This window comes from Amylibacter sp. IMCC11727 (assembly GCF_029854195.1).
Taxonomy (GTDB): Bacteria; Pseudomonadota; Alphaproteobacteria; order Rhodobacterales; family Rhodobacteraceae; genus Amylibacter.
Genome location: NZ_CP122960.1, coordinates 1151819 through 1173336, shown reverse-complemented (window position 1 = coordinate 1173336; position 21518 = coordinate 1151819). Strand labels below are relative to the sequence as shown.

Genomic DNA, 21518 nt, shown 5'->3' with positions numbered 1-21518 from the left:
ATGGGTATTTTAGATTTTTTGACTGGTGAATTTATCGACGTGATCCATTGGACGGATGACACGCGCGACACGATGGTGTGGCGGTTCGAACGCGAAGGCCACGAAATCAAATACGGGGCCAAACTGACCGTTCGCGAAGGCCAAGCCGCCGTTATGGTCCACGAAGGCCAATTGGCCGATGTATTCGCCCCTGGCCTTTACATGCTTGAAACCAACAACATGCCGATCATGACCACCCTACAATATTGGGATCACGGCTTTGAAAGCCCGTTCAAATCGGAAATTTACTATGTGAACACAACGCGGTTTACCGATCTGAAATGGGGCACCAAAAACCCTGTGATCTGCCGCGATCCAGAGTTCGGCCCCGTGCGTATCCGCGCCTATGGCACCTATGAAATCAAAGTGGCCGATCCTGCGAAATTCTTGCAGGAAATCGTTGGCACAGATGGCGAATTCACCATGGATGAAATCAGCTATCAAATCCGCAATATCATCACATCGCAATTTTCTGCGGCCATCGCTGGTTCGGGTATTCCTGTATTGGATATGGCTGCAAACACCATTGATCTGGGCAAACTTTTGGCCTCCAAAATCGAACCGGCATTGGCGGAATACGGGCTCGCACTGCCTAACCTCTATATCGAAAACATCTCACTGCCGCCAAAGGTTGAAGAGGCGCTTGATAAACGGACATCAATGGGGCTCGCGGGCGATCTTGACCAGTTCATGAAGTACTCCGCCGCCGAAGCCATGAGCAACCCTGACAGCGCCGCTGGCGGGTCTATGGCCGCAGGTATGGGCGCTGGTATGGGCATGGCCATGGCGCAGCAAATGAACCAAGGACCCTGGGGCCATCGCCCCGTGCAACCCCAGACAATGGCTCCTCCACCGCCACCCGTTGAAAAGGTCTGGCACACGGCTGTAAACGGCGAAACCAATGGTCCGTTTTCCCGCGCCAGCCTTGGTCGTATGGCCGCCGATGGGTCGCTGACGCGCGAAACGCATGTCTGGACTGCTGGCCAAGATGGCTGGAAACGGGCCGCCGATGTGATGGAGCTGGCCCAACTGTTTACAGTGATGCCGCCCCCACCACCTGCCGCGTAAGCGCCCATGCGGGCAGCCTTTCACACTTTGCAGTCCAAATGGCCCCACCGCCGCACCATACTAAAGTGGGTCCATTGGATCATGCTGCCCCTTTTAATCTGGTTCGTCGTCATGCAGCCCGAAGACGTGGTCCCCATGGGCCGCCTCGCGTTCAAAATCCATTCCAACCTCGCCCTGTTTTTTGTCAGCATTTCAATCCTATGGACCGCCGATATGATGCGGCGTGGCTTGGCGGGCCGTCCTGGCCCCAAACTGGCCCCTTGGGCGCGCAAAACCCACACGATCATGCACAAAACCATTATCTGGGGCTTGTTTTGCGTTGGTTTCACGGGCTTTCTGCTCGGCCTCACCTCTTCTGTACTGCTGAAGGCGGGGGGCTTTTTGCCCATCGCTCCACCAATGGGCTGGAAACACATGAATGAGCTGGTGGGCGATTTTCACATTATCCAGTTTTACACGCTTGCCGTTATCATCGCAGGTCACGCCGTGTTCCACATTTGGCGTCACTTTTACTTGCGCGACAACGCCTTGCGCATCATGGTTCCCAAAACCTTTCACAAATGGCTTTGACCCAAATGGACGCTGCCCCCATCGAACATAAATTCCCTTGCAACACCTGCGGGTCTGACATGCGGTTTGAACCTGGCACGGATCAATTGCTGTGCGAACACTGCGGCGCAGTGGATCCCATTGGTGCCGTCACCAAAGCCAGCGCAATTAAGGAATTGGATTTCAAACAGGCCCTGCGCGAAGAGCTGCCAAAATCCGAAACCGCGCAAATCCGCACGATCACTTGCGAAAATTGCGGCGCACATGTGGAATTTGATGCCAAAACCCATGCGTCAGAGTGCCCGTTCTGCGCCACCCCAGTGGTCACGGACACAGGGGCAGAACGCCAAATCAAACCCCGCGCATTGGTCCCCTTTGCCCTGTCAGAACCAAATGCACGGCGCCAAATGACCGATTGGCTCGGCTCCTTGTGGTTTGCGCCAAACGGCTTGCAAGAATACGCGCGCAAAGGACGCGCCATGCAAGGGATTTACGTCCCCTACTGGACCTATGACGCAGATACAAAATCGCGCTATTCGGGGGCACGGGGCGATTATTATTATGTCACAGAACAGGTGCGCGTGCAGCGTGACGGCAAATCCGTGGTCGAAAACCGCCAAGTGCGAAAAACCCGTTGGACCCCCGCGCGGGGTCGCGTTGCACGGTTCTTTGATGATGTTTTGGTGCTAGGATCGCGGTCTTTGCCAAAATCCTACACTGATGCGCTTGCCCCTTGGGACCTTTCAGCACTTGAACCCTACAATCCACAATACCTCGCAGGGCTACGCGCCGAAGGCTACACCGTGCCCCTTGATGACGGGTTTGACGAAGCCCGCGATGTGATGGACCGCATGATCCTACGCGATGTGAAATTCGATATCGGCGGCGATGTGCCGCAGGTCAATCACATCGACACAGATGTATCCGATGTGACCTTTAAACACATCCTGCTGCCCGTCTGGATGGCCGCCTATAAATATCGCGGCACCACCTATCGGTTTGTGGTGAACGGCCAAACGGGCGCGGTGCGCGGGGAACGTCCGTATTCCAAGGTCAAAATTGCCATCGCTGTGATCGCTGGTCTGATCGTTGCGGGTATTATTGGCGGTCTTATCGCGGCAAACGGATAACTGATGTTTCCGATCCGCGATCACAACCCCTCTCGCAACACGCCGTATGTCACCTATGCGCTGCTGTTCATCAACATTGTGGTGTTTCTGGCCTATTATCCCGCGCTCAGCACCGATCCACATGCTTTAGGCGGGTTTTGGGACACTTGGGCCATTGTTCCCGCAGAAATCGTTGCTGGCCAAGACCTGATGACCCTGCTCACGGGCATGTTTTTACACGGCGGCTGGATGCACCTGATCGGGAATGTGCTGTTTCTTTATATCTTTGGCGACAATATCGAAGACGCCTTTGGCCACGTCCGGTTTTTACTGTTCTACCTATTTTGTGGCCTCGCCGCATCCGCCATCCAAATCATCGCGGATCCCACATCTAGCGTGCCCGTGGTGGGCGCATCGGGGGCCATCGCAGGGGTGCTCGGCGGGTATCTGTTGCTCTATCCCAAAGCACGCGTCGATATTATCATCATCTTTATTATCTTCTTCAAAACCTTCACCCTGCCCGCGTGGATCGTTTTATGTGGTTGGTTTGGAATGCAAATATTCGGTGGTCTTTCAACACCCAGCACAGGCGGCGGTGTTGCCTATTGGGCGCATATTGGCGGCTTTGGTGCGGGTCTTTTGATCGCTTTGCCCTATTGGGTGTCTCATGGGGCCAACAGGTTCTGGCAACGAACCGAAGGGCATCCACCCCATCCCCCAACCAACGCCCCCACAACCATTCCCGTTGTGCGCCGTCGCAGATAACACCGAGCACCCATAAAAAAACGCCCCGCGAGGCAGGGCGTTTTTTTAACAATACCGAACAGGTTTAGGCCGCTTTGGCAGCCTGCTGCCGTTCGCTTTCTTCACGGCTCAGCGCAACAGATGTGCGCACACCGCGACCCACAAATTCCATCATGCCTTTGACACAACGCTCTGTGGGTTCAATCCCTGCGCACATCAACACCTCACGCCCGTCGCGTGACCGCGCCCAGCGTGCAATGGAATCTACGCCATTTCCGTATTTTTTGTCGTCTGCAATGGCATCATCCAGTGCAGCGAGTACAACAGCAGCAAACAACTTTTGCGAGCGTTTACCTTGGTCGTTGTTGATAGCAGTCTCATCAACGTAATCGAACATCACGTCCTCTTTACTTTTTGTTTTTGTGGCAGTCAGCGCAATATGGCAACTTTGCGGCGATTCGATAGGGCTTGAAACGCAGGGGAGCCATGCAATTTTTGCATACCTGTGTGGCGCGTAAGCTGAACCGTGGTGTGGGTTGTATTGAGCATTAGGAATACATATAGAACAAAACGACGAAAAATTCAACCGCGCGAAGGGTAAAATTCATGCCAAAAATTAACGGCAACGAGATTCGGCCAGGGAATATTCTGGAACACAACGCAGGTCTCTGGGTCGCCGTAAAGGTGGATCACGTGAAGCCTGGCAAGGGCGGTGCCTTTGCACAAGTGGAAATGAAGAACCTGCGCAACGGGTCCAAATTGAACGAACGTTTCCGTTCTGCCGATAAGGTAGAAAAAGTGCGTTTGGATCAAAAAGATCAACAATTCCTGTATGAAACAGACGGAATGTTGGTGTTTATGGATCTGGAAACCTACGATCAAATCGAACTGCCCGCCGATATTCTGGGCGACCGCCGTCCGTTTTTGCAGGATGGTATGACCATTCAAATTGAATACCACGAGTCCGAAGCCCTCTCCGCTTCCCTACCCCAGAAGGTTACCTGCACAGTGGTGGAAACCGAACCCGCAGTAAAAGGCCAGACCGCTGCCAACAGCTTCAAGCCTGCGGTACTGGACAATGGCGTGCGCGTCATGGTGCCTCCGTTCGTGAACCAAGACGAAAAAATCGTCGTGAGCACCGAAACAATGGAATATTCCGAACGTGCATAACGTTGCGTAATTCACGCTGAATCTGAAATCCAAGGCTGGCTTTTGCCAGCCTTTTTCGTTTCAGCGACGAATTTTGCGGATTTTCACAATCTACTCACAATTTTTAACGAACTATTCACGGGCGACTCAGCCCTGAATTGTTTACGTTAGGGTAACGACGCGGTGTCGTTTTATTTAAGTACCTATTTATTTTTTTGATTGAGGCGGCTCTCCCGGGGTCGCCTCTTTCTTTCGCATCACGCGCATCCACCCCATGAAACGAAAAAAGCCGCGAACGACTTCGCGGCTTCTTTTCTCAAATCGAGCAGATCAGATTACTTGATCTTGCCTTCTTTGTATTCAACGTGCTTGCGTGCAACAGGGTCGTATTTACGAACAACCATTTTTTCAGTCATTGTACGCGAGTTTTTCTTGGTCACATAGAAATGACCAGTGTCCGCTGTGGAATTCAGGCGGATTTTAATTGTGGTAGGCTTAGCCATGTCATGTCTCCTGTGCAGGCAGTGCTGCGAAATCTCGAATTGGCCTTCTACATCACCCAGCCAACCTGTCAACCCAACAAGGGGGCAATTGGGTTGCTTATTGCCAGCTAAACACCTGTTTCATGCGTTAGGCCAGTCCACCGCCCACCAAACGCCGCGCAATATCGGCGTATGCCTCGGCCACAGGGCTGTCTGTGGCGGCAATCGGTGTGCCAGAATCCCCTGCCAAACGAATATCCAATTCCAAAGGAATCGCCCCAAGGAAGGGCAAACCCAACCGGTCGGCCTCCTCTTTGGCCCCGCCATGCCCGAACAAATGCGCCTCGTGGCCACAGCTTGGACAGACATACATCGACATGTTTTCAATCATCCCCAAAACGGGCGTCTTGGTCTTTTCAAACATGTTGAGCGCCTTGCGCGCATCCAAAAGCGCCACATCCTGCGGTGTCGATACAACAATCGCGCCTGTCACTTTGGATTTCTGTGCCAGCGTCAATTGCACATCCCCCGTGCCTGGCGGCAAATCAACGATCAGCACGTCCAACTCGCCCCATTCCACCTGCCCCAGCATTTGCTGCAAGGCTCCCATCAACATGGGCCCGCGCCAAACAACCGCTTGGTCCTCTTCCAGCATCAGGCCAATCGACATCATGGTCACACCATGCGCTTTCAGCGGGATAATCGTCTTTCCGTCAGGCGAAGATGGCCGCTTGCTCACACCCATCATACGCGGCTGGCTCGGCCCATAGATATCTGCATCAAGCAGACCAACACGCCGCCCCTGTTTCGCCAGCGCCACCGCCAGATTGCTCGACACTGTGGATTTACCAACACCGCCCTTACCAGATGCAATGGCCAAAATGCGATCAACACCCGCAACAGGGGCTTGCTCTGCGCTTGGCTTTGGGTGTCCACCAATTTTCAGTTGCGGCGGTTCAGGCGCTTTGGGGGCTGGGCCATGGGCGGTGAGCAACACACTCGCCTTCTCCACACCATCCATGCGGCTTACAATCTGTTCGGCCGCTTGGCGCACAGGCTCCATCTGCGGGCCCAGCTCTGGCGGAACCTCCAGCACAAATCGCACTGTTGCACCGTCGATGCTCAGGGCGCGGACAAAATCCGCTTCCACCACATCGCGGCCATCTTGCAATTTCAAAACCTTCAACGCGTCGAGAATTTCCGCTTGGGTAAGTGCCATGTGACGATTTCCTTGATCCGAGGTTGCGCTCCACCGCGCTCAGGCCTTAACTTGTCCATCACGCACAAAAGGGCAAGAGGCGAAGCGCCGCAAGCGCAGACAAAACCCATGGAAATTTTCACAACTGCCATTGGTCTGATCCTATCAGGTGACAAAGACCTGATGACCATCATCGCATTGTCGTTGCGGGTGTCCTTGTCTGCCACGCTGATTGCAGCCTTATTCGCAATCCCCGCAGGGGCTGCACTCGCTATCCTACAATTTCCGGGGCGCCGTCTGTTGTTGGTAATCTCCAGCGCCTTTATGGCCCTGCCCCCTGTGGTGGTGGGCCTTGCGGTTTACCTTTTGTTGTCGCGCTCTGGTCCGCTTGGCGATCTAGGCTTGTTGTTCACGCCAACGGCCATGATCATCGCGCAAACCATTTTGATTTTCCCAATCATTCTGTCGCTCACTCACCAAGCGGTGCAACCGCTCAACCGCGAATACATCAGCCTGTTTAATGCACTCGACACGCCCCGCAGCTTGCGCATTCGCACGATCATCTGGGATGCGCGTTTTGCCGTGTCCGTTGCCATCCTCGCAGGGTTTGGTCGCGCCTTGGCCGAAGTGGGCGCTGTCATCATCGTGGGGGGCAACATCAATGGACTGACCCGTGTGATGACCACAACCATCGCGCTGGAAACCTCCAAAGGGAACCTGCAACTGGCGCTTGCCCTTGGCATCGTTTTGTTGGTCATCGCCTTTTCAGTAAACCTGTTGACCCACACCATCGCCCGAATGGGTGAAAAATATCAGATGGTCCGCCAATAATGCAGCTTTCTTTGGAAAATCTAACGGTATCATCAGGGGACGACGTCCTGCTCGGGCCGATCACGTTTGATCAGTCCCTGATTGGAATCACAGCCGTGCTTGGGCCCAACGGCGCAGGAAAATCGCTGTTTCTGGCGGCCTGCCACGGCACACTAACCCTGTCAGATGGCGTTGTGCAATGGGGTGGTATCACCGCCGATCAGAACCGTGCAACCCGAGGCTATATGCTGCAAACGCCTGTCGTGCTGCGCCGCACGGTACAGGCCAACATCGACTTTGCCTTACAATCCCACGGCATCGCGCGCGCTGACCGCAAAGCCAAAATCGACGCGGCCTTGCACCGCGCCCGCCTGTCTGATCGCGCCAATACCCCTGCCGCCACATTATCAGGCGGTGAACTGCGCCGCATGAACCTTGCACGCGCACTGGTTGCTGATCCCGAAGTTTTGCTGCTCGATGAGCCCTTTGCGGGCCTCGACCCCGCCGCAACCCAAGACATGGAAGCCATCATCTCTGATGTGGCACGCTCCACGCCTATTCTCATGGCCCATCACGATTTGGTCCAAACCCGTCGCATGGCCCACCGCGTTTTGTTTTTCACAAACGGGCGTTTGCGCGAAAACGCTCTTGCCAAAGACTTCTTTTCACAGCCAAAAAGCGACGACGCCGTTCACTTCCTGCAAGGCCAGCTTTTATGAAAATTAGCACCTCCTTTATCGGATCCATTTTGGCACTCATGCTCTGCGGGTCCATGTCGCTCGCGGAAAACGCCATCACGCTGGCCTCGACCACTTCGACGCAAAATTCAGGGCTTTATCGGTATCTACTGCCTCAATTCGAAGCCGACACAGGCATTCGCGTCAATGTGGTTGCCGTTGGCACAGGCCAAGCCATTAAAATCGCGGAAAACGGCGATGCGGATGCGCTCTTGGTACATCACCGCCCCTCCGAAGACGCCTTTGTGACGGAAGGGTTCGGCATTGATCGACGCGATGTTATGTACAATGACTTTGTCATTATTGGCCCCGCCTCTGATCCCGCGGATGTGGCAAACGCCACCAGCGTGAAAGATGTCTTTCAGAGACTCGCCAAAACCACCCCCCTGTTTATTTCGCGCGGAGATGACAGTGGGACCCATAAGAAAGAACAGGAAATGTGGCGTGATGCGGGCCTGTCCCCAAATGGCGCCTGGTATCGTGAAATCGGCGCAGGTATGGGGGCCGCATTGAACATGGCGGCCGCAACGGATGCCTATTTGATGTCAGATCGAGGCACGTGGCTGTCCTTTGGGAACACCCAAAATCTACAGATTCTGTTTCAAGGGCAACCAGTGTTGCGCAATCCCTATGGTCTCATTTTGGTAAATCCAACACGTCATCCCCATGTGGACGTCGAGTCAGCTCGGCGCTTCGCGGATTGGATCACATCTGAAACAGGCCAACAGGCTATCTCTAATTTTCGCGTTGAAAACAAACAACTTTTTTGCCCTAACGCGCAGCCAGAAAAAGACAGCAAAGCCTTTTGCCCTTCTGACAAAGCTTTGGATTAACCCCGCAAGCCATGCAAAAAACGCATAGCGGAATTGCAAAAAACCTGACTACTCCAATGCTGCACCGCAGCCTAAATTAGTCTCAACGCTTCGGCAAACATGGACAAGCAGTTCCTCCCCTACCGCGAAAGCGGGCTGTCCCTTGAATGTAGCCCTAGCAAGCAGCCGAATTGGGCTGAAATACCAGATTGCGCTTTTCCTCCCTGTTGACGCAATCTTATTTTTAACGACGGTGCGCCTCCCTCGCACCGTCGTTTTTTTATGCTCAGGCCCAGCATCACGCCCCGACCCATGCATCCAGCGCATATCGGTTTTGACCAATATCTGCCTACTCAATTTTTCCAGAACCCATACATTCAGCAGCAGAAAACGACACACAGACAAAAGGACCTGACCCATGTCTACATTCGCAACAAACACAACTGCCGTACCTGCCCTCTCAAACCTGTTCACACCTGTATTCAGCGCCATCGAAGCTGCCGTTCAATACCGTGCGTATCGCAAAACAGTGTCCGAGCTGAACAACCTGTCTTCAAAAGAACTGGACGATCTGGGCTTGAACCGCAGCGCCATTAAATCAGTCGCCATGGAAGCTGTTTACGGCGCCTAATTGTTTTACAGTTAGCTGCCGTCTGCTTGCAAACGAAAGGGTGCCTTGCAAACCGCTTGGCACCCTTTTTCTTGCGTCCCAGACACCACAACAGATAACTTTCTCCAATTCACGCATAGCCGCACAGTTTTATTTCCCATACTCATAGGAAAACAAATTTAAGAGCAGGCTCTCCCGTGTTTACAAACGACACCCCCATTTTCACATTTCGCGGCCCTTTTGGGGTTCCTGTTGAAATCGGCGCATCTATTTTCTTGCTCGCCTTTATTTTCATCCAACCGCAAAATGGCATCCAACTTGATAACATCATCTATTTCCTGCTGATCCTTCTGGCGATTTTCCTGCACGAATTTGGCCACGCATGGGGCACATTGGTCCAAGGCCACAGCGTCAAACGGGTGATGATTTACGGCGGCGGTGGCTTTTGCGAAGGGTATCGCGTCCTGCCACGTGCCGAAGAAGAATTCGTCGTGGCCATGGGCCCCATCGTAAATCTCGCTTTGTGGGCCATCTTCGGCTTGGCCTATCCGTTTGTGATCGAAAGCAGTTTTTATTGGCTTGGGAAATACGTTTACTGGTTTTACAGCATCAATTTTTTCCTGTTCTGCCTCAATATGATCCCAGTGCAACCGCTGGATGGCGGGAAATTGTTTTTCCTGACCATGATGCGATTTTTTGATCGTGACAGGGCCATTAAAATCGCAGGATTCGTCGGGTTGGTCTGTGCGGTATTGTGGATCCCCGCTATGATCGCCTGCTTTGTCTTGCTCGGCTTTTTGCTGATATTCATGCCATCCATCCGCACCCATTGGCAGATGTTTCGCGGCACGCTAGGTTAAAACGGCAGATCGTCAGGGGCGGTTACAAAACTGCCAACGACCTTTTTCACGCCCGCCTTATCGAACGAGATTTCCAGCTTGTCGCCTTCGATCCCGATCACCGCGCCATAGCCGAATTTCTGGTGAAACACCCGATCCCCAAGGCCAAACGAAGACACAGCCTGACTATCAATAGTCAGGTTCGCGCCTTCCCGCGGTTGGCTCATCCCGCGCTGCGCAGATCGCGCCTGCATCCGCCGCCAACCAGGTGAGTTATACGCATCCGCACGGCTCGCCTTGTCCATCAAATCAGAGCCCTTGGACGCACCTTCAGACGTGTGACTGCTGGCCGCAGCGCCAAAATTCCCACCATAAAGCCCGGGCGGTGTTAACACATCCACATGCTGTTCTGGCAGTTCGTCAATGAAACGGCTTGGCATGGATGATTGCCACTGCCCAAACACCAACCGATTGGATGCAAATGAAATCGTGCAAAACTCCTCGGCCCGCGTGATCCCCACATAGGCCAGTCGCCGTTCTTCCTCGATCCCCTTCAGCCCGCTTTCATCCATGGACCGTTGCGATGGAAACAAACCATCTTCCCAGCCGGGCAAAAACACCACGGGAAATTCCAAACCCTTGGCCGCGTGCAACGTCATGATCGAAACCTTGGGCTGCCCATCGTCCTGTTCATTGTCCATGATAAGGCTGACGTGCTCCAAAAACCCTTGCATATTTTCAAACAATTCCAACGCTTTGACCAGTTCTTTCAGGTTCTCCAACCGTCCAGGCGCTTCGGGCGTTTTGTCGTTTTTCCAGTGATCAGTGTAGCCAGATTCATCCAAAATCTGTTCGGCAATTTCGATGTGGCTCAGTTTGTCCTGATGGATCAGCCCAGACCAGCGATCAAACCCCGCCACCAACTCACGCACTCCAGACAGCGCTTTGCCCTTCAACGCCCCCGATTGCACCGCAATCCGAGCGCCTTCGATCATGGAAACGCCGTTTTCCCGCGCCACCTGATTGATCGTTTGAATGGCCTTGTCGCCCACCCCACGACGCGGCGTGTTCACGATCCGCTCAAACGCCAAACTGTCATCCGAGCTTACGGCGACACGGAAATAGGCCATCGCATCGCGAATTTCCATCCGTTCATAAAACCGTGGTCCGCCAATCACACGGTACGGCAAGCCAATGGTCAAAAACCGATCCTCAAACGCCCGCATCTGATGGGACGCGCGAACCAAAATCGCCATGTTTTCTGGGTTTATCGGGTCGTGCCCGCGTGTCCCGCTTTGAAACGCCTCGATTTCTTCACCGATCCAGCGCGCCTCTTCCTCCCCGTCCCAATGCCCGATCAGGCGCACCTTTTCGCCGTCATCGCGGTCCGTAAACAGCGTCTTACCCAAACGCGTTTCATTCCCAGCAATCACACCACTGGCAGCGCCCAGAATATGCTTGGTCGAGCGATAATTCTGCTCCAACCGCACCGTTTTCGCGCCCGGAAAGTCTTTCTCAAACCGCAGAATGTTGCCCACCTCGGCCCCGCGCCAGCCATAAATCGACTGGTCGTCATCGCCGACGCAACAAATGTTCTTGTGATCCGCCGCCAATAACCGCAGCCACATATACTGCGCCACGTTGGTGTCCTGATACTCGTCCACCAAAATGTATTTGAACCACTGCTGATACTTCGCCAACACATCTGGGTATTTCTGAAAAATCGTCACCACATGCAGCAGCAGATCGCCAAAATCGCAGGCGTTCAGCACCTTCAACCGTTCCTGATACGCCTCATACAGATCACTGCCTTTGTGATTGAACGCCGCTGCGTCAGACGCAGGAACCTTATCAGGCGTCAACGCACGGTTCTTCCACCCGTCAATCAACCCCGCCAACATTCGCGCAGGCCAACGTTTGTCATCAATATGCTCTGCTTGGATCAACTGTTTCAGCAGTCTGATCTGATCGTCCGTATCCAAAATCGTGAAATTCGATTTTAACCCAACCAATTCCGCATGCCGCCGCAACAGCTTTACGCTCAGACTATGGAACGTGCCGAGCCACGGCATCCCCTCCACCATCTCGCCGAGCATACCACCCACACGGTTCTTCATTTCCCGCGCAGCTTTGTTCGTGAACGTCACCGCCAAAATCTCATTCGGCTGCACCCGCCCTGTGTTCATCAAATGCACAATGCGCGTGGTCAGCGCCTTGGTCTTGCCCGTGCCCGCCCCTGCCAACATCAAAACAGGGCCATCCAACTGCTCCACCGCTTCGCGTTGTGCTGGGTTCAGCCCATCCAAATAGGGCGCAGGCCGCACGCCCATGGCGCGCTGCGACAACGGAATATTGGCCGCCGCTTCAAAGGCGTCTGATTCTTCCCAACTGCTCATGGTTTCTTACCTAACCCGATCCTGAAACAAGATAAAGTCTATGTTCGCAAAATGTTCTTTCCCTTCATTTCGCGGTTAACGTTAAACCTGTCGCATTTACTGCACTGCAGCAATTGCCGATTGTAACAAAATGTAACTGGCGCTACCCCTACGGAAACTCACCACCTTAAGGACCGTGATTTATGAAAAACTTCTCCAAAATCCTAATTGCAAACCGTGGTGAAATCGCCATCCGTATCATGCGGGCTGCCAATGAAATGGGCAAGCGAACGGTCGCAGTTTATGCGGAGGAGGATAAACTCGGTCTACACCGATTTAAGGCAGATGAGGCCTATAAAATCGGCGAAGGTCTTGGCCCTGTCGCCGCCTATCTCTCCATCGAAGAAATCATTCGCGTTGCCAAAATGTCTGGCGCAGACGCGGTGCATCCAGGCTATGGCCTGCTGTCCGAAAACCCAGATTTCGTAGATGCCTGCACGGACGCAGGCCTTACGTTCATCGGCCCCAAAGCCGAAACAATGCGCCAATTGGGCGACAAAGCCTCCGCGCGCCGCGTCGCGATTGAGGCTGGCGTTCCCGTTGTTCCTGCCACCGAAGTTTTGCCCGACGATATGGATCAAGTGCATAAAATGGCCGCCGAAGTGGGCTATCCCTTTATGCTCAAGGCGTCTTGGGGCGGTGGTGGTCGCGGAATGCGCCCGATCATGTCCCCAGACGAGCTCGAAGAAAAAGTGCTCGAAGGCCGCCGCGAAGCCGAAGCCGCCTTTGGCAACGGCGAAGGCTACCTCGAACGCCTCGTCCAACGCGCCCGCCACGTAGAGGTGCAAATCCTCGGCGATAGCCACGGTGAAATCTATCACCTTTGGGAACGAGATTGCTCCGTCCAACGCCGCAACCAAAAGGTCGTGGAACGCGCCCCCGCCCCATACCTGTCCCAAGAACAGCGCGAAACCTTGTGCGCCTTGGGCCGCAAAATCTGTGCTCACGTGGGATACGAATGTGCTGGCACTGTCGAATTCCTCATGGATATGGACACCGAAGAATTTTTCTTCATCGAGGTGAACCCCCGCGTCCAAGTGGAACACACCGTCACCGAAGAAGTCACAGGCATCGACATCGTCCGCTCCCAAATCCGCATCGCCGAAGGCGCCACACTGGCAGAGGCCACAGGCGTTGCCTCCCAAGCGGATATTCAACTACGCGGCCACGCCATGCAGTGCCGTGTTACAACCGAAGACCCGCAAAACAACTTTATCCCTGATTATGGCCGCATCACCGCCTATCGCGGGGCCACAGGCATGGGTATCCGTCTTGATGGCGGCACCGCCTATTCAGGCGCGGTCATCACCCGATACTATGATTCACTATTGGAAAAAGTCACCGCATGGGCGCCAACGCCATCCGAGGCCATCGCCCGCATGGACCGCGCCTTGCGCGAATTCCGTATCCGCGGTGTGTCCACCAACATTGCTTTTGTGGAAAACCTGCTGAAACACGAAACCTTCCTCGACAACAGCTACACCACAAAATTCATCGACACGACGCCCGAACTGTTCCGCTTTAAAAAGCGCCGTGACCGCGCCACCAAAATCCTCACCTACGTGGCCGATATCACCGTGAACGGCCACCCAGATGTCGAAGGTCGCCCAAAACCAGCAGCGACCGCCAAGGCCCCAAAGGCTCCGAAACTTCGCGCCGACGCGCCTGCGGCAGGGACGCGAAACCTGCTCGAATCCAAAGGCCCTGAAGCTGTGATCGATTGGATGGCAGATCAGAAACAACTTCTGCTAACAGACACCACCATGCGCGACGGGCACCAATCCTTGCTCGCCACCCGTATGCGTAGCCACGATATGATCAAAGTGGCTGATGCCTACGCGCACAACCTGCCACAACTTTTCTCTGTGGAATGCTGGGGCGGCGCGACATTCGATGTAGCATACCGCTTCTTGCAAGAATGCCCGTGGCAGCGCCTGCGCGACCTGCGGGCCAAGATGCCAAACCTGATGACGCAGATGCTCCTTCGCGCCTCCAACGGCGTGGGCTACACCAACTATCCCGACAATGTGGTACAGGAATTTGTGCGCCAAGCGGCGGAAACGGGCGTCGATGTATTCCGCGTCTTCGACAGCCTCAACTGGGTTGAAAATATGCGTGTCGCTATGGATGCCGTGGTTGAAAACGGCAAACTCTGCGAAGGCACAATTTGTTACACAGGCGATATTTTGGACCCCAATCGCGCCAAATATGACCTGAATTACTACACAAACATGGGCAAAGAGCTGAAAGCCGCAGGTGCGCATCTAATCGGCCTGAAAGACATGGCTGGTCTTTTGAAACCCGCTGCCGCCCGTGTGCTGGTTAAGGCCCTGAAAGAGGAAGTCGGCTTGCCGATTCATTTCCACACGCACGACACATCAGGCATCGCAGGCGCAACCATCCTTGCCGCAGCAGAAGCAGGCGTCGATGCCGTGGACGCCGCCATGGACGCGTTTTCGGGCGGCACTTCGCAACCCTGTCTTGGTTCCATCGTCGAAGGCTTGCGCCACACTGACCGTGATACGGGGCTCGACATGACAGCCGTGCGCGAAATCTCGGATTACTGGGAAGGCGTGCGCAGCCAATATGCTGCTTTTGAAAGCGGCCTCGCAGCCCCCGCATCCGAGGTTTACCTGCATGAAATGCCCGGCGGCCAATTCACCAACCTCAAGGCACAAGCACGCTCTTTGGGGTTAGAGGATCGCTGGCACGAAGTGGCCCAAACCTACGCCGACGTGAACCAAATGTTCGGCGACATTGTTAAGGTGACCCCATCGTCCAAAGTGGTCGGGGACATGGCCCTGATGATGGTGTCCCAAAACCTGACACGCGATGACGTGGAAAACCCCAAAACCGACGTGGCCTTCCCCGATAGCGTGGTTGATATGATGCGCGGCAATCTGGGCCAGCCTCCGGGTGGTTTCCCGACCAAAATCCAGTCGAAAATTCTCAAGGGCGACACACCTGCCACCACACGGCCTGGGGCGCATATGGAACCCATCGACCTAGATGCAACACGCGCAGAGCTGTCAGAAACGCTCGAGGGTTTCGACGTGGATGGCGAAGATCTCAATGGCTACCTGATGTACCCCAAAGTCTTCCTTGATTACATGGGCCGCCACCGCACCTATGGCCCCGTTCGCACCCTGCCGACGAAAACCTTTTTCTACGGTATGGAACCATCCGAACAGATCAGCGCCGAAATCGACCCCGGTAAAACGCTGGAAATCCGCCTGCAAGCCATTGGCGAAACAGATGAAAACGGCGAAGCCCGTGTGTTCTTTGAACTGAACGGTCAACCCCGCACCATTCGCGTAACAGACCGCAAAGTCGCCGCCAGCACCGCCAAACGCCCCAAAGCCGAAGCAGGCAATTCCGCCCACATCGGCGCCCCGATGCCGGGCGTGATTTCTTCCGTCGTCGTGGCCGCTGGCCAAAAGGTAAAGTCTGGCGACATGCTTTTGACGATTGAAGCGATGAAAATGGAAACAGGCATCCATGCAGAAACAGACGGTACGATTAAGGCCGTTCACGCCCCCGCAGGCAGCCAAGTGGACGCCAAGGATTTGCTGGTAGAGTTCGAATAACCGCCCGTATTTTCACCACCTCTGGTCGAATCATTTTCCAGTCGTTAGCCTGAAAGCAACGACTGGGGGGTGTCTTGTACGGTATTTTCAGAGCAGTTTTTGTCCTAAGCGTTGCCTTTGCCGCAGCTATCTACATGAATGCGCCAGACGGCGGTTCGGTTAAAACTGTCCTCTCAAATACCATCACAGCCGTGTCCGATTGGGACAAATCCCCCAGCAAATCCGCCCTTGGCGTCCCTGCCCCAGTGGGCGCGCAGGGCGATCTTGCGGAACAGCCAGAAAACGTCACTTTCACCCTCGCAGGAGCCCCCGCAAAAGCCACGGAAAACGATGCCTACATTGCCGCGTCGTTGTTGAACCTGCGCGCAGGGCCAAGCACAGATTTTGCCGTTTTGGAAAAACTGCCATTTGCCGAAAAAGTAACCGTGGTGTCGCGCAACACATACTGGGTTCAAGTCGAAGGCCTCAAAGACGGTCAAGCCGTTACAGGATGGGTGAACAAACGGTATCTGTCGCAAACCCCACCGACCGTGCGCATTGTGTCAAAGTCAAAACCAAAGCGAAATCGCAAAGCCACTCCACCCAAACGGCGCAAAACGGTCAATTCAGCGAAACCTGTGAACAAAGAACAAACCATCCAACAATAACGCCGATCAGGATATCTGCTTTGAAACGCAGGAAATTCCGCTAGGAATCCGCCCATTGCACCGTATATTTGGCCCATCCTTACAGAGCCAAAGCTATGACCAAACTCCTCGCCCTCACCGACATCCATATGAAGCCCGAAGGGCAGACAATCATCGGAATCGACCCATTTGAAAACTTCAAAAGGGGGCTGGCCCATGCGATCGCTCACCATCCTGATGCGGAACGTGTGATTCTGATGGGTGACCTGACAAACTCTGGCACACCCGAAGAATACGCCCGCGTCGGCGAAATCATTGCCGATTGCCCTATTCCCGTTACTTTGATGTGCGGCAATCACGATCAACGGGATAACCTCACGGCGGCCTTTCCCTGGGCCAGCACAGATGACAACGGCTTTGTCCAAGACGCATTCGTTTATGGCACAACCCGCGTGCTGACCACTGATACGCAATTCGGCCCCCCTTTCGTCAGCTATGCGCATCTCGGCCAGTATTGCGACAAACGCTTTGCTTGGCTCACCGATCAGCTGCAACAGGCCAAAGATGCGGGGCAAAACGTGGCTTTGTTTGCTCATCACCCCCCTATGAAAGTCGGCTTCGCAGGTATGGATCAAATCCGCATGCGCGATGATACCCGCATGGCCGAGGTTCTGAAATCCGCGGGCGTGGACGTGCATTTCATCTGCGGCCACGTGCATCGCACCATTTCAGGCAGTTGGCATGGCCACGGCTTCACCGTGGTTAAAAGCACCTGCCATCAGATGCCGCTCGCGCTGGAAAACCCCGATCTGTCGCTGTCCACACCAGAACCCGCCGCCTATGGCGTGATCTTGTTAACCGCTGACGGAATCATCGCCCACTCCGAAGATTTCGATCTTGCAGAAGACGATGTACAGCCCTCTGCGGATGCCATGCCAGACGCATAATCACCCAGACCCAATTTTTTCGCAATTCATGTGCATTTTCCCCTTGCCCTATGCGCTGCCAACTCGTTATAGACGGCCTCACGAAAAGGACGCGGGCGTAGCTCAGGGGTAGAGCATAACCTTGCCAAGGTTAGGGTCGTGAGTTCGAATCTCATCGCCCGCTCCAATTCGAAACCACAAAAGCCGCAGCAACACGCTGCGGCTTTTGTGGTTTCGGCGAAGACTTCTGATTTAATCCAGCACCGCTTCGATTTTTGCACGCATGTCGGGCGATGCTGCGCGCAGCACCATACGCAACCTGTGGCGACCATAGTTTTTGTATTTGTTTTCAATCCGCTCCATCACCGTTTCAAAACGTACAACAGGGTGGAACGCATGACCCAGATCAGGCCCATCCATCAGTGGTTCGAACAAATGGGGGGGATTGGTGTCAAAGGTCTTGGGGCGAAACACATCAGGCAAAATCTGATCGAGCGCGGCATGGCTATAACCCCCCTCTTGGATCGCACCAACCAACACACCTTCGTCGTTCAATCGCCCGTTCGGGGTTTGCTCAATGGATCGTTTCCGCAGCTTCAACATGGATCTGATCACGCTGCGATGCACGCGGCTCACAGGAAAAATACAGCCCCATTTCGGGTCGAGCCCTAAAAACTCTAACGGGCGGGAATACTTTTGTGGCGCGTCCATTGGGCCCAACCGCACGGCCAATGCGTCTTCGTGTTGGCGGCTTAACCGATCCACAAATTGTGCCGCCGCATCTTTTGACAGAAACACATCGGACTCTATCAAACAGTAATAATCGTATTCCGCATATCGCGCCAAAGCGGCGTAATAACAAACATCGCCCCAAAACCAGCCCCAATCATCAGGCGCTTTGGCCAAACCAAGGGTTTTCAACCGTCCGGGCGTCAATGCAATCTTGTCATACCCTGCTGTATCGGTCGAACCGCGGCTTTCATCACAGACAAAAACAACCTTTTGCCCCGTTGCTTTAGTCAATGTATCAGCCAGTTGCGCGGCAACAGGATCAAATCGCAAAGCGCGGATCAGAAACAATGTCTTGGTCATAGGATGGATGGCCTGCCGCTCGTGTGGTTTGCCCACAGTTTTTTAACTGCGCAGAACCTAGCGCGGTTTGGTGCAAGAGTACAGATCACACAGCGAACGTGCAGAATTGTTATTTGCGAATCTCGGTGAACTCATTCAGCAGCTTGATCAAATCGTTCATCTTGTCCGCTTCGAACTTGCTGCCAATCTCTTTGTAAATCACATCCGAATGCACCGCGGCTTGCGCCATTTTTTCGCGGGTTTTGTCGGTCACATCAATCCAAGACCGCCGCGAGTCCATTTCATCGCGGCGGCGGCTTACAAAACCGCCCTCTTCCAACGTGCGCAAAATCCGCGTGACACTTGGCATATGTAGGGCCGTTTCTTCGGACAGTTTGCTGATATCAAGCGGGCCAAGCTCTGCTGTAACGCGCAACACGCGCCACTGTTGTTCCGTGAACCCCATATCTGTCAACACATCGCGCCAATGGGATAGCAAAACTTCTCGGGCGCGGACCAACAAAATAGGAAGGGTTCGGCCAACGGGCATCAACCCTAATTCTTCTGACTTTGTCGTTTGCTCCGTCACTTCAATACCCTTTGGTCATCCGAAATCATTTAACACATTAAATAAATTGATTTTCAGTGGAATAGCAAGTCCTTCTGCATAACCTGAGGGAGAGCGAGCCGCAGCCTCATACTCAAAAACGGAGAGACACCAAAACCGCAAGACGCCCATTTCAACAGCGATATTGACTCTGTTGCGCAACAAATGTAATTAACGTGTTAACATTAATGAGGACCCATGCCCCATCTTTCTTATGAATACTCCGCCAATTTAGACAGCGTCATAAACCACGAAAAACTTTGCGTGGCCCTGCACTCGGCTGCTTTGGAAACAGGCATGTTTGAACTTGGCGCATTGCGGGTTCGCGCCCTTAAATCAACGGCTTATGCAGTTGCGGACCTGTTACCTCAAAACGGCTTTCTCCATCTGACTATTTCAATCGGTGCAGGGCGCGCAGAAGATACGAAAAAAGCGGCAGGAAATCACATTTGGGCCGCATTAACGGATTTCCTCGCCCCTCAGTTTGAAACACCTCACTTCGCTCTAACCATGGAAATTCGCGAAATCGACCCTGATTTCAGCTGGAAGAAAAACGCCATTCATCCGCGCATTCGTGCGCAAAAGACGTGAAAGATCAAAAATGTCTGATTTGAAAACCAATCTCAAAAGGGCCGAAAAATACCTCGCCCGCTTTGCCCAAAACGGCGTGTTAAACCACATCAACGGGCAAGCTGTGCCAGCAGATGATGGTGAAACCTTCACAACCATCTCCCCCGTGGATTTACAGCCATTGGCAGAAGTCGCCCACGGCAAAGCCTCTGATATCGACAAGGCCGCACAGGCCGCCGCTGCCGCATTCAAAGGCTGGTCTGAAACCGATCCCAAAGACCGCGCCGCCATTCTGCACCGCATCGCAGATGGCATCGAAGCCCGCGCCGAAGAAATCGCTTTCACCGAATGTATGGACACAGGCCAAGCCCTGCGCTTCATGTCAAAGGCCGCGATCCGCTCCGCCGTGAATTTTCGCTTTTTCGCCGACAAGGCGGTCGAAGCCCGCGACGGCAAATCCCTTTACGCCCCGAACCAACTCAACGTGACCAGCCGCAAACCCATTGGCCCCGTTGGCATCATCACCCCGTGGAACACGCCCTTCATGCTCTCCACTTGGAAAATCGCTCCCGCGATTGCCTGCGGTTGCACTGTGGTTCACAAACCCGCCGAATTCTCCCCCCTCACCGCCCGCCTGCTCATCGAAATCGCCGAAGAGGCCGGCTTGCCACCAGGTGTGTGGAATCTCGTAAACGGCATGGGCGAAGACGCAGGTAAGGCCCTCACCGAACACCCCGCGATCAAGGCCATAGGCTTTGTCGGTGAAGGGGCCACAGGCTCCCACATCATGCGCCAAGCCTCTGCCACGCTCAAACGCTTCCACTTTGAACTCGGTGGCAAAAACCCCGTCATCGTCTTTCCCGACGCCGACTTGGAACGCGCTGCAGACGCTGCCGTGTTCATGATCTATTCGCTCAACGGCGAACGCTGTACCTCCAGCTCGCGCTTGTTAGTGCACGAAAGCATCTATGACGATTTCACCGCCAAAGTCGCGAAAAAAGCCAAGAACATCACCGTTGGCCATCCGCTTGATCCAAACACAACCGTCGGCCCCCTCATCCATCCCGTGCATGAAGATAAGGTGAACAGCTATATCAACCTGGCCACCGAAGAAGGCGCAACGATCGCCGCAGGCGGTTTCAAACCCGATGGCCTCGGCAAAGGCTGCTACATCGCACCAACTCTGTTTACCAACGCCACCAACGACATGCGCATCGCACGCGAAGAAATCTTCGGCCCCGTCCTCACGGCCATCCCTTTCACGGACGAAGCTCACGCGCTCGACATGGCGAACGACACGGAATACGGACTCACAGGCTACATCTGGACCTCCGACGTCACCCGCGCCTTGCGCTTCTCCGATGCGCTAGAGGCAGGTATGATCTGGGTTAATTCCGAAAACACCCGCCACCTGCCCGCCCCATTTGGCGGCGCTAAGGCCAGTGGCATTGGCCGCGACGGCGGCGATTGGTCTTTTGATTTTTACATGGAAACCAAAAACATCGCCTTTGCCATGTCCGATCACAAAATCCCAAAACTCGGAGGCTGAA

At 54.2% G+C, this 21518-nt stretch carries 21 protein-coding genes and 1 tRNA gene; 16 read left to right on the top strand and 6 right to left on the bottom strand.

The genetic code is table 11. The features are described from left to right. The 4 genes from QBD29_RS06045 to QBD29_RS06030 all read left to right on the top strand — a co-directional run bounded on the left by QBD29_RS06045 (position 1) and on the right by QBD29_RS06030 (position 3530). Positions 1 to 1107, top strand: a complete 1107-nt coding sequence (locus QBD29_RS06045) for an SPFH domain-containing protein (RefSeq protein ID WP_280100411.1) — start codon at positions 1 to 3, stop codon at positions 1105 to 1107. A gap of 81 nt (positions 1108 to 1188) precedes the next feature. Next, positions 1189 to 1677 (top strand): cytochrome B, encoded by a 489-nt coding sequence (locus QBD29_RS06040; protein ID WP_280100410.1) that lies wholly within the window; start codon positions 1189 to 1191, stop codon positions 1675 to 1677. 5 nt (positions 1678 to 1682) lie between these two features. Then, the gene (locus QBD29_RS06035) at positions 1683 to 2786 is read left to right on the top strand and encodes a primosomal protein N' (replication factor Y) - superfamily II helicase (RefSeq protein ID WP_280100409.1); all 1104 of its coding nucleotides are present in this window, start codon (positions 1683 to 1685) and stop codon (positions 2784 to 2786) included. Between the two features lie 3 nt (positions 2787 to 2789). Continuing rightward, positions 2790 to 3530 carry a rhomboid family intramembrane serine protease gene (locus tag QBD29_RS06030; RefSeq protein WP_280100408.1) on the top strand — a complete coding sequence of 247 codons (741 nt, stop codon included), beginning with the start codon at positions 2790 to 2792 and terminating at the stop codon, positions 3528 to 3530. A 64-nt stretch (positions 3531 to 3594) separates the two neighbouring features. On the opposite strand, the gene QBD29_RS06025 is transcribed toward QBD29_RS06030, so the two are convergent. Then, on the bottom strand, positions 3595 to 3906 hold the full coding sequence (locus QBD29_RS06025) for a DUF6280 family protein (RefSeq protein WP_280100407.1): 312 nt from the start codon (positions 3904 to 3906) through the stop codon (positions 3595 to 3597). A 209-nt stretch (positions 3907 to 4115) separates the two neighbouring features. On the opposite strand from QBD29_RS06025, the gene efp reads away from it, so the two are divergent. Next, complete coding sequence (gene efp, locus QBD29_RS06020; protein ID WP_280100406.1) at positions 4116 to 4679, top strand: elongation factor P; 564 nt, start codon at positions 4116 to 4118, stop codon at positions 4677 to 4679. A 314-nt stretch (positions 4680 to 4993) separates the two neighbouring features. On the opposite strand, the gene rpmG is transcribed toward efp, so the two are convergent. Both rpmG and QBD29_RS06010 read right to left on the bottom strand, forming a co-directional pair. Further along, a complete protein-coding gene (gene rpmG, locus QBD29_RS06015; protein ID WP_280100405.1) occupies positions 4994 to 5161 on the bottom strand; it encodes a 50S ribosomal protein L33 in 168 nt (55 codons plus the stop codon). Positions 5162 to 5288: 127 nt separating this feature from the next. Next, entirely contained in the window at positions 5289 to 6359 is a 1071-nt protein-coding gene (locus QBD29_RS06010; RefSeq protein ID WP_280100404.1) for an Mrp/NBP35 family ATP-binding protein, read from the bottom strand. 108 nt (positions 6360 to 6467) lie between these two features. On the opposite strand from QBD29_RS06010, the gene QBD29_RS06005 reads away from it, so the two are divergent. The 5 genes from QBD29_RS06005 to QBD29_RS05985 all read left to right on the top strand — a co-directional run bounded on the left by QBD29_RS06005 (position 6468) and on the right by QBD29_RS05985 (position 10167). Further along, on the top strand, positions 6468 to 7169 hold the full coding sequence (locus QBD29_RS06005) for an ABC transporter permease (protein WP_280100403.1): 702 nt from the start codon (positions 6468 to 6470) through the stop codon (positions 7167 to 7169). Next, on the top strand, positions 7169 to 7867 hold the full coding sequence (locus QBD29_RS06000; protein ID WP_280100402.1) for an ATP-binding cassette domain-containing protein: 699 nt from the start codon (positions 7169 to 7171) through the stop codon (positions 7865 to 7867). The genes QBD29_RS06005 and QBD29_RS06000 overlap by 1 nt, the downstream gene beginning before the upstream one ends. Beyond that, positions 7864 to 8718, top strand: coding sequence for a substrate-binding domain-containing protein (locus QBD29_RS05995; RefSeq protein ID WP_280100401.1), 855 nt, complete (start codon positions 7864 to 7866; stop codon positions 8716 to 8718). The genes QBD29_RS06000 and QBD29_RS05995 overlap by 4 nt, the downstream gene beginning before the upstream one ends. A 397-nt stretch (positions 8719 to 9115) precedes the next feature. Further along, positions 9116 to 9328 (top strand): DUF1127 domain-containing protein, encoded by a 213-nt coding sequence (locus QBD29_RS05990; protein WP_280100400.1) that lies wholly within the window; start codon positions 9116 to 9118, stop codon positions 9326 to 9328. Between the two features lie 176 nt (positions 9329 to 9504). After that, the gene (locus QBD29_RS05985) at positions 9505 to 10167 is read left to right on the top strand and encodes a site-2 protease family protein (protein ID WP_280100399.1); all 663 of its coding nucleotides are present in this window, start codon (positions 9505 to 9507) and stop codon (positions 10165 to 10167) included. Here the strand turns inward: QBD29_RS05985 and QBD29_RS05980 are convergent. Then, positions 10164 to 12542, bottom strand: coding sequence for a UvrD-helicase domain-containing protein (locus QBD29_RS05980; RefSeq protein WP_280100398.1), 2379 nt, complete (start codon positions 12540 to 12542; stop codon positions 10164 to 10166). The genes QBD29_RS05985 and QBD29_RS05980 overlap by 4 nt on opposite strands. 182 nt (positions 12543 to 12724) lie before the next feature. Here QBD29_RS05980 and pyc point away from each other — a divergent pair, with 182 nt between their 5' ends. From pyc to QBD29_RS05960, 4 genes are all read left to right on the top strand, one after another. After that, positions 12725 to 16168, top strand: a complete 3444-nt coding sequence (gene pyc / locus QBD29_RS05975) for a pyruvate carboxylase (RefSeq protein ID WP_280100397.1) — start codon at positions 12725 to 12727, stop codon at positions 16166 to 16168. Between the two features lie 74 nt (positions 16169 to 16242). Beyond that, positions 16243 to 16815 carry an SH3 domain-containing protein gene (locus tag QBD29_RS05970; protein WP_280100396.1) on the top strand — a complete coding sequence of 191 codons (573 nt, stop codon included), beginning with the start codon at positions 16243 to 16245 and terminating at the stop codon, positions 16813 to 16815. Between the two features lie 95 nt (positions 16816 to 16910). Beyond that, complete coding sequence (locus QBD29_RS05965; RefSeq protein ID WP_280100395.1) at positions 16911 to 17741, top strand: metallophosphoesterase; 831 nt, start codon at positions 16911 to 16913, stop codon at positions 17739 to 17741. 91 nt (positions 17742 to 17832) lie between these two features. Continuing rightward, positions 17833 to 17907 (top strand) — tRNA-Gly (locus tag QBD29_RS05960). 65 nt (positions 17908 to 17972) lie between these two features. Here QBD29_RS05960 and QBD29_RS05955 read toward each other — a convergent pair. Then, a complete protein-coding gene (locus QBD29_RS05955; protein WP_280100394.1) occupies positions 17973 to 18812 on the bottom strand; it encodes a hypothetical protein in 840 nt (279 codons plus the stop codon). 109 nt (positions 18813 to 18921) lie between these two features. Continuing rightward, positions 18922 to 19380, bottom strand: a complete 459-nt coding sequence (gene hpaR, locus QBD29_RS05950) for a homoprotocatechuate degradation operon regulator HpaR (protein ID WP_280100393.1) — start codon at positions 19378 to 19380, stop codon at positions 18922 to 18924. A gap of 216 nt (positions 19381 to 19596) precedes the next feature. Between hpaR and QBD29_RS05945 the strand changes: the two genes are divergently transcribed. Beyond that, positions 19597 to 19989 (top strand): 5-carboxymethyl-2-hydroxymuconate Delta-isomerase, encoded by a 393-nt coding sequence (locus QBD29_RS05945; protein ID WP_280100392.1) that lies wholly within the window; start codon positions 19597 to 19599, stop codon positions 19987 to 19989. A 10-nt stretch (positions 19990 to 19999) separates the two neighbouring features. After that, a complete protein-coding gene (gene hpaE, locus QBD29_RS05940; protein ID WP_280100391.1) occupies positions 20000 to 21517 on the top strand; it encodes a 5-carboxymethyl-2-hydroxymuconate semialdehyde dehydrogenase in 1518 nt (505 codons plus the stop codon). Position 21518 lies beyond the last annotated feature (1 nt).